Raw genomic sequence first — 8620 nt, forward strand, 5'->3', positions numbered from 1 at the left:
CCTATAACATTTTACTATATATGTTAGGTGGCTCATTTTTGTTGCAATTTAACGATTTAATTCATTTATATAAACAATTTTTATTTTTTTAAGATACTAAATACTAAAAAAGCAATCATTTTCAATAAACAAGCAATGTTTTAGCAATACTTCTTATAAGAACATCAAACTAAAATTCAAGACGTTTATTATTTAATAATTCAACAATTTTTTCAACATTTTCAGGAGTTATTATAGGCTTTAATTGGCGCTTTGCATCATTCATAAAACTTGATAAATCTTTGAGTTTAGAGAAGCCTAAATATCCTGGATAATTATTAATATCAATTTTATCGATATCTTCAAATATTAAAATGCCAATCACTGGAAGATTATTAGGAAGTAAAGGAAGTAAATTATCAATATTTTTATTCAAATCCCAAAATAAGTTATTAATACAATATTTGGCTTTGGGCGTAGTCAAAAACCATTCACGATTATTATAATCACCTTCAACTAGCATAGCATTATCTTTTATATTTTTAATAACAAAAAGACCATAGCTATTTATGATTAGGGCACCACTAATAAAGGAGTCAAATTTTTCAGGTCTATATTTACCTTCCTTTATATATTTCGTGTTAGGTATAAACCTACTTATTTTCTTAATTTCGGTGTTTAGATCAACTTTATTAATTTCACTTTCTTCATTTTGCATTTCACTTCTTTTTTTATTTTTAAAATGTCTTATAATAAAAATTAAGTCAATGATTAATATTATTGCTAACATTGTGTAAATAACAATCAACAACACCACAGCTTGTTTTTCCATTTATAAATTTCTCCTTAGACTAAAATGTGTCTTTTTTGTTTTTTATCAAGTTCACGAAAATTGGGGATAAATGATTCTAACAAATCCCGAAATGCTTTTGAGTGATTTGGATGAATTATATGGCAGACCTCATGATAGGCAACATATCTTATTATTTCTTCACTAAAATGAATTAATTTATTGCATATGCTTATCCTATGCGTCCTTATATTTATTGAAGCTCATGAAGTATTTTTTTTCATAACAATAAATTTTAGATTGTATTCTTCACCAACAATTTTTTTATATGCTTCATCAGCATAAAATTTAAATACAACAATTAGTTTTTTATTCAATTGATCATTTACATAAGTTTCAGCTAATAAAGGAGTTATTTTTTTAGAGATTTTTATTGACTCAAATTTTTTATCATCAAAAATGATAAGATTTTCTCTTATTTTAAAATTAACTTTTTTGCCTAAGTAATAAAATGTTTTCTTATTATAATCAACACCAAGAAAATATTGATTATCAATATTGATTTTTTGAGTTATTTTTAATATTGTTTCATCCACAAACCTTCAACATTCCTTCGAGCATAATTTTATAATTGAACCTTGCAAAACATAATAATTATTTTCTTGCAATAGCAAAAAGGAATTATCGTAAGTATAATAAAGTTTTATTAAATATTTTTCTTTATTTATTATTCTATAAACAGTCATATTAGGGCTTTTCATATAAAAATATTTTAATAAATTAAAATAAATAATGTGTAATTATTAAAAAAAGTAACAAAAAACAAAAATAGTAACTAAATACAAAAAAATATTGCGTTTTTATGTAAAATTAGTATGCTAATTATTTTTTTTAGCAAGAAAGGCAAAAAAATGGCAAACATTAAATCAAAACAAAAAGCAATATTATCTAACGAAAAAGCTAACGCACGTAACTCAGCTATTAAATCAACTGTAAAGACTGCTATCAAAAAAGCTAAATTAGCAGCAACATCACAAGATGAAAAAGCAGCTGAATTAGTTGCTAAAGCACACCATGAAATTGATAAAGCTGTTTCAAAGGGTGTTTTACACCAAAATAATGGTGCAAGAAAAGCTAGCCGTTTAGATGCATTTATTGCTAAATCAAAGAATTAATTCTTAATAAATAATTTTTTAAAAACCGGAAAATTCCGGTTTTTATTTTTTTGCATATTTATTAATCTTAATATGCTTTTCTTTTTTAATATTAAAGACAATTACATATTCGCCTTTAATTGGCTCATTTTCTAATAATTTAATAATTTCATTTGGAGTCCCGCGATAATCTTTTTCAAAAAGTTTAGTTAACTCTTTGCATAAGTAAATATCAACTTTTTTAGAAAAAACTTCATCAAAATCTTTTAATGTACTTATTAGCTTATATGGCGATATATACGCCACATAAACACCCTCATTAATTTTTTTTAACTGATTAATTCTCTCACCACTTTTATCTTTCAAAAAACCAATAAAGTTAAATGTAGATCCAAAGTTAGATTTTATGAATGCATGAGTAAATGCAGTAACTCCCCCTATAACATCAACAAAAATTCCATTTTTATTCGCTTCACTAATTAAATTAAAACCAGGATCAGAAATGCAAGGCATACCAGCATCAGAAATTAAAGCAACTTTTTTTCCAGATAATATATAGGAAATAACACGGGGAGTCAATTCTTTCTCATTAAACTTATGATAAGAAATCAATTTTTTGCCTGTTATTTTAAAATTATTTAATAACTTCTTACTTACTCTTATATCTTCACACAAGATAATTTCGACTTCATTTAGAATTCTAATAGCGCGTAAGGTTATATCTTCTAAGTTTCCAATGGGGGTTCCAACGATATAAATTTTAAACTCCATAGAACTCCTCTAATTTCAACAATAAAATAGCCTTTTGTAGATTAAAGTTTGCTGCATTTTTTAGATTTACTTTAGTTTCTTGAAGAACACATAATATTTTATAAATAGGAACATAATCAAATGATGTTGGTTGTATTTTATAATCATTCAAGATTAGTAAATCATTAAATCCTTTTTTTACTTTATATATATCCATAAATGCCATGATCATAAAATTTATGATTACTTCCTTATTATCATAATTAAAATGACTAATAATTTTAACTAATAATTTTTGTGGCTCTTTATTGGAATTAACTATTGACTTGCTTAATTCTGTAAAAATAGGAATAATGTCTTCATTATATTCACTATTTGTATGAACAAAAAAATTCTTAAATGGCTTAAATTCATTAATATCTCTTGTATTTAAGGTATTATTTAATTCAATAATGAATGCACGTGATTTAATTGTACTTATAACCTGAGAAATATAATTACAAGACATTAAAACAACGGTGTTTTGGGGTGGATTTTCTAAAAACTTTAAGAGACTATTAAGTGATTGCTGTGTACCATTTTCGACAGTGTCAATTATTAGTATTTTTTTCTTATTTTTAGATAACAACGATGTTTCAGTTGTTTCATTCATAACATCAAGAATATTTTCTTTGCCAATTGTATTTTTTCTTCCATCCACATAAAAGTAAATATCGCCTAGTTTAATGTCGCTAATTTTTTCAAAACATTCACCATTAACATTATTAATAAAATATAAAAAATATTCATCAAAACTTTTAATATTTTTTGATGAAAATAAATAAACTTGCCCTAATTTTTGCTCTAAGAGAGAGTTATCAATTATTTTTTTAAAAACAAAATCAATCATTATAAAATATTTTCTTTTTTAAGAATTTCTAAAACTTTCTCATATAAATCAATAATAGAACAATTTGCATCAATAACACGGTATCTAGAGCGGTTTTTTGCAATAACCTTATTATAAGCCTCTCGCAAAGAAAAATAATATGATACATCGGAAGTCTCGAATCTATCCATTCCTTCACGCATCTTAGTAATTCTTTCAACCGATACAGAAGGTTCAAGATCAAAAAATATTATTAAATCAGGTTCAGTTTTATTTGTTGCTATTTGGTTAATTATTTCCACTTTTTCCAAGCCAGCCTCACCTAAAACTCCTTGATAAACATATGATGATGTTGTATAGCGATCTGTAATTACATGTTTTTCTTCCTGCAAGGCAGGCCATATACCTTTTTCAAGATTTAGGCGTCTACTTGTCGCAAAAAGCAAAGCATCAACCATCGAGCTAAATGAATTTTCATTATCAAGAATTAATTGTCGAATGTGTTCAGCCTCTTTTGAAAAAGCAGATCCTGGTTCTCTAGTGAATACAAAATTATCAATTAATCCATCCTTAATAAGATCATTCTTTAACATTTGAATAATAGTTGTTTTTCCAGATCCGTCCATGCCTTCAAAAGCAATAAATTTACCTGTTCGACCCATAAATACTCCTACACCTTTTTCTTGTTTAATATTGACTGTTTTAACGAAATCGGATCGGCGGCATCGATTGACATTCCAAAAGGAATACCAACAGATAGCTGATACAGATCCTTATTTTTTAATTCATCTCGTATCTTTTTCTCAAGAAATTTCATTGTTATTTGGCCATTTATATCAGTATTTAAAGCTAAAATAATTTCATCATTTTTTGATGCTACACTTAATAAATGGTTGATTTTTTTAGTTGTTTCATTACTAATTTGTTTAGTATTGATATATTCATTAAAAACAAAATATTTGCCTTTTTCAATGTCCAACTGCTCAATTTTTTCAATATCATTGTTATCTTGGACTACAAAAAGTTTTTTACCTCTTTTTTTATCTAAGCAAATATCACAAATATCCTTAGTAGTATATGCTAAGCATTGTGTACACTTCTTGGTTTGCTTTTGTAAGTCTATAATATCCAAAAACAATGTACTTGTGTATTCTGGATTAACCTCAAGAAAATAAGTCACAATTTTGCCTGCCTGCTTTTTTGAAATACCAGGTATCATCTTTAGAGCTTCAACGATTTTATCTCTAAGTTGTAAATTCATTAAAATGGTAACCCGCTATTTGAATACTTTGCCCCAATTTCATCATATGCAGCTTCAATTTTTTCAAGAGCCTCATTAACTGCAAGCATAACTAAATCCTGTATTAATTCAGGATCTTCAGGATCTATTAATGCTTCATTTATAATAATCTCTGTAATTTTTCTTTGGCCACTCATTGTAACCTTGATTCCTTGCTTTTCAACAACAAACTTTTGTTGAGCAACAGCTTGCTCATCCTTTTCCATTTCTCCTTGAATTCTCTTTGCATTCTTTAACATTTCATTAATGTTCATAATAATTCTCCTTACTTTTTTTTAATTTCCTTATGTCTTCACAATATCGCCAAATAATTTCTTAGCAAATTCTACATTGGGATTTTGTTTATTTTTATACTTATCTAAATTTGGCAAATTAATAATTTTAATTTCTTCACCTTTTTTGCTTGCTCAATTTTCTTTACAATATTTTATAGCATTATCAAGCTGGTTACGCGTTATTGCAACAACATTTGTGTATCTGCCAAAAATGCTATTAACAGCCTCAATAAAATCAGGACTAGTTCTTTTTAAATTTAGTTGATGAACCCTTGCAATGTCTTCACCTTTTAAAACAATGAGGTCATCAATACTATAAAATATTTTAAAATCTGTCAACAAGGGAATCAAATATCCAAGTTCCTTCTTAATTCTTCTTTCAATCATATTGTAATACATAGTATCAATATCTGTCTTAGCCTTGGAATCGTAATTATAAATCTTCATTCGCACGTATTGGTAAATAAAAACAAGTGAATTAACCTCATCTTGGTCTAACTCTGCCTTAAGGATTTCGACAGTCTTAGAAGGGGCAAGATCATTATACTCAGCACTAATAATATCATTTAATAAATCTGAATTCTCATATTCCTTGGCCGTTTCTACAATAAGAATTTCTGATGTTTTTTCAAGCAATTGATCAACATTTATTTCTTCAATTCCAACATCTTTGAGCTCTTTTTTGATTGATTGTGTGCTAATTTCATTAGGAGCTTCAAATTGATTAGAAATGCTTTTAAGATCAAAAATTGAATTAAATTGTTTATGATTATCATTATTAACATTTTCGTCATCAACCAGTTGGAAATCATTATTCAAATTATCTTGATGAACTTTTTCTTTATTATTAAATGAAAAATTATTATCTTCAATATTTTTTTTGATAATCCCATCATTTAAATTATTTTTCTTATAAGAAGACATCTTTAATAAATAAAGATCAATAAGTTCTTTGGGAATATCAGAATTTTTTGAATCTCTTATTGCGCTTTGAATTAATTCTATATATTTAAATAAAGCTTCATCATCAATATCAAGTTCACTAAGTTGCTGTTTATTAGCAAACTCTAATAATGACTCGTCATGAGTTTTTTTCATAATTATATAGTCTTTAAATGCCTTAAATATTTGTAGAACAATTTTTTCAATGCTAGCGCCATTTTCAACCAAATAATTAAACTTGTTAATTAAAGGCTTATGCTCGTTGGCACATATACATTTTATTAAGTATCAGATATTTTGAAAATCTACTATTCCAAAGAGCCTTTCTATTGCTTCTTTAGTTATTTCTTCATTTGCACAATAAATAGCAACTTGATCAGCAATACTTAACGTGTCTCTAAAACTGCCATTACCCAAATCAACAATTAACTTAATGGCATCATCCTTTGCTACTATATTTTCTCTCTTAAAGATATTAACAAGCTGATTAAATAATACTTTTTTATCAATCTTTTTAAAGTTAAACCTTTGAACACGACTTAATATTGTTAGCGGGATCTTCTGAGGATCAGTGGTTGCTAAAATAAATATAGCGTGTTTTGGCGGTTCCTCGAGAGTTTTTAGAAGAGCATTAAAAGCTGCTTTTGATAACATATGGACTTCATCAATAATATAAATTTTATATTTACCATTTGTAGGCAAATGTTTGATTTTCTCTTTAAGTTCTCGAATATCTTCAATTCCGGTATTTGAAGCAGCATCGATTTCAATAATATCAATATTATTATCAATCGATTTAATGCATTCTAAACATGGACTTTCTGAGCTACGGTGGATACAATTAATAGCATTTGCAAAAATCTTTGCTGTCGAAGTTTTACCATTACCATGCGGACCACAAAATAGATAGGCATGGCCAATTTTGTTTTCATGAATAATATTTTTTAGTGTCTCTACTATGTGTTGTTGTCCACAAATTTCCTCAAATGTCTTTGGACGATATTGACGATATAGAGCTAAATATTTTTTTGTGATCACAGAACTCTCCCTAAACATAAATAATATATTTTATACCAATGTTTTAAATTTAAAAAACACAATAACCTTTAGTTAAAGGTCTATCAAAAAAGCAAAGGTATTCTATGCTATTATTGTATTAAATTATATAAGCAAAAATTATCAAAACTTCTTTTTTTAAAAAAATCATGTTAACATAAAACAAACTATTATTATTGAAATTAAAAAACATTTACTAAGTTCTAACTAATAGTAAAAAGTATTTATTTTAATATATATAATAATAAATATGAATAAAATTGATAACCTAATCAAGTCACAAATCAAGCGCAATTTCTACACTTTCTTTGTATTAGTAATAGTAGCTCTATTGGCATCCGTTATACAAATAATTGCTTCAGCATTATTAAAAAAAGACATCAATAAAAATTTATTAATTGGAATATTAGCTATAATTACACTAACAAATATTATTATGTTGTTAACTAGCCTTAGCTATATGCCAATATTTAAGGAAAGAAAAAATCTTAATCATAATAAATTATTAAAAACCGTTTTTGGTCTAGTTATTGCTTTAATTGCTTTTATTTTAATTTTTTTTCTGCTAATATTTCTAATCAATGGGACTCACCAGGCTATAATAAATGCTTACTTACAAAAAAATCTACATAGTAGGGAAAAGAATATTAATTTATTCATGAATTTAAAAATAATCAAGTTAATTTTTGATTCTCTTCTAATTTTAAATATAATTACAATATTGGGAATAAATATTACAATTAAAAAAAGAGGTGGCATCTTAAATGAAATACGTTAAATCATGCGGCGCAGTAGTGTTAAATAATATTGAATCTAAATTATATGTTTTGCTTGTTCAACAAACAGCCGGCCATTGGACTTTTCCTAAGGGACATATGGAAAAAAATGAGACAGAGATCGAAACAACACTAAGAGAAGTTAAAGAAGAAACAAATGTTGATATTGAAATCATTGATGGCTTTAAAGAAAAAACAACATATTCTCCATTCAAAAACACAACTAAAGATGTTATATTTTTTTTAGCAAAACCAAAAAATTTTGATATAAAAAATAAGCCGGGAGAAATAGAAATAGTTGAGTGAGTTGGAATTGAGGAGGCTATGGTGAATCGCATTACTCATGACTCAAACCGGGAAGTTCTCCAAAAAGCTGTAAATTACTACATCACCAATTGTTGAAAATATAATAAATAAAATCTGGATTTAATCCAGATTTTTTATTATTTCTTTCCATCAGGGATACCAAATATATCAATGTTAGGTAGGTAATCCTTTAAAAAGTCTAAATGGGCATTGAAAAGACCATCTATTTTGTTTTTTTCATCTATAATGATTTCTTTTTTAGAAGGTGTTGATTCACTTTTTTGTTCTTGTTTTTGTTTAGATTCTGTTTTTGGTTGAGTTTGCATTTGACTAGGTTCATCATCTTCATCCCATGGTTGATTATGGTCCGGTTCATTTGGAGAGACCTCATCAGCGCCTTCATCTCACTCTCAAGGACTATTAT

General features: G+C 26.7%; 12 protein-coding genes. 3 read left to right on the forward strand and 9 right to left on the reverse strand.

Annotation, left to right across the window (positions count from 1 at the left end):
• Window positions 1-169: 169 nt before the first annotated feature.
• Window positions 170-811, reverse strand: a complete 642-nt coding sequence (locus tag ACWXVS_RS03035) for a hypothetical protein (protein WP_444705045.1) — start codon at window positions 809-811, stop codon at window positions 170-172.
• Window positions 812-825: 14 nt separating this feature from the next.
• Window positions 826-1530 carry a YgjP-like metallopeptidase domain-containing protein gene (locus ACWXVS_RS03040; protein WP_455995012.1) on the reverse strand — a complete coding sequence of 235 codons (705 nt, stop codon included), beginning with the start codon at window positions 1528-1530 and terminating at the stop codon, window positions 826-828.
• Between the two features lie 150 nt (window positions 1531-1680).
• On the opposite strand from ACWXVS_RS03040, the gene rpsT reads away from it, so the two are divergent.
• Window positions 1681-1944 (forward strand): 30S ribosomal protein S20, encoded by a 264-nt coding sequence (gene rpsT / locus ACWXVS_RS03045; RefSeq protein ID WP_438340687.1) that lies wholly within the window; start codon window positions 1681-1683, stop codon window positions 1942-1944.
• Between the two features lie 42 nt (window positions 1945-1986).
• Here rpsT and rsmI read toward each other — a convergent pair whose 3' ends face one another.
• From rsmI to dnaX, 6 genes are read right to left on the reverse strand one after another with little or no spacing between them, the layout of a single operon-like run.
• Entirely contained in the window at window positions 1987-2694 is a 708-nt protein-coding gene (gene rsmI / locus ACWXVS_RS03050; protein WP_455995015.1) for a 16S rRNA (cytidine(1402)-2'-O)-methyltransferase, read from the reverse strand.
• A complete protein-coding gene (locus ACWXVS_RS03055) occupies window positions 2684-3562 on the reverse strand; it encodes a hypothetical protein (protein WP_455994203.1) in 879 nt (292 codons plus the stop codon). The genes rsmI and ACWXVS_RS03055 overlap by 11 nt, the downstream gene beginning before the upstream one ends.
• The gene (gene tmk, locus ACWXVS_RS03060; RefSeq protein ID WP_455966070.1) at window positions 3562-4203 is read right to left on the reverse strand and encodes a dTMP kinase; all 642 of its coding nucleotides are present in this window, start codon (window positions 4201-4203) and stop codon (window positions 3562-3564) included. The genes ACWXVS_RS03055 and tmk overlap by 1 nt, the downstream gene beginning before the upstream one ends.
• An 8-nt stretch (window positions 4204-4211) precedes the next feature.
• Window positions 4212-4802 (reverse strand): toprim domain-containing protein, encoded by a 591-nt coding sequence (locus ACWXVS_RS03065; RefSeq protein ID WP_438340683.1) that lies wholly within the window; start codon window positions 4800-4802, stop codon window positions 4212-4214.
• A complete protein-coding gene (locus ACWXVS_RS03070; protein WP_438340682.1) occupies window positions 4802-5095 on the reverse strand; it encodes a YbaB/EbfC family nucleoid-associated protein in 294 nt (97 codons plus the stop codon). The genes ACWXVS_RS03065 and ACWXVS_RS03070 overlap by 1 nt, the downstream gene beginning before the upstream one ends.
• A 30-nt stretch (window positions 5096-5125) precedes the next feature.
• Entirely contained in the window at window positions 5126-7096 is a 1971-nt protein-coding gene (dnaX, locus tag ACWXVS_RS03075) for a DNA polymerase III subunit gamma/tau (RefSeq protein WP_455995018.1), read from the reverse strand.
• 268 nt (window positions 7097-7364) lie between these two features.
• On the opposite strand from dnaX, the gene ACWXVS_RS03080 reads away from it, so the two are divergent.
• Window positions 7365-7892: a hypothetical protein gene (locus ACWXVS_RS03080; protein WP_455966076.1), complete on the forward strand. Its 528-nt coding sequence runs from the start codon at window positions 7365-7367 to the stop codon at window positions 7890-7892.
• Window positions 7879-8307: a bis(5'-nucleosyl)-tetraphosphatase gene (locus ACWXVS_RS03085; protein ID WP_438340679.1), complete on the forward strand. Its 429-nt coding sequence runs from the start codon at window positions 7879-7881 to the stop codon at window positions 8305-8307. The genes ACWXVS_RS03080 and ACWXVS_RS03085 overlap by 14 nt, the downstream gene beginning before the upstream one ends.
• 26 nt (window positions 8308-8333) lie before the next feature.
• Here ACWXVS_RS03085 and ACWXVS_RS03090 read toward each other — a convergent pair.
• A partial coding sequence (locus tag ACWXVS_RS03090; RefSeq protein WP_455995021.1) for a hypothetical protein occupies window positions 8334-8620 on the reverse strand: 287 nt, incomplete at its 5' end.

The organism is Mycoplasma sp. 327 (assembly GCF_053851655.1).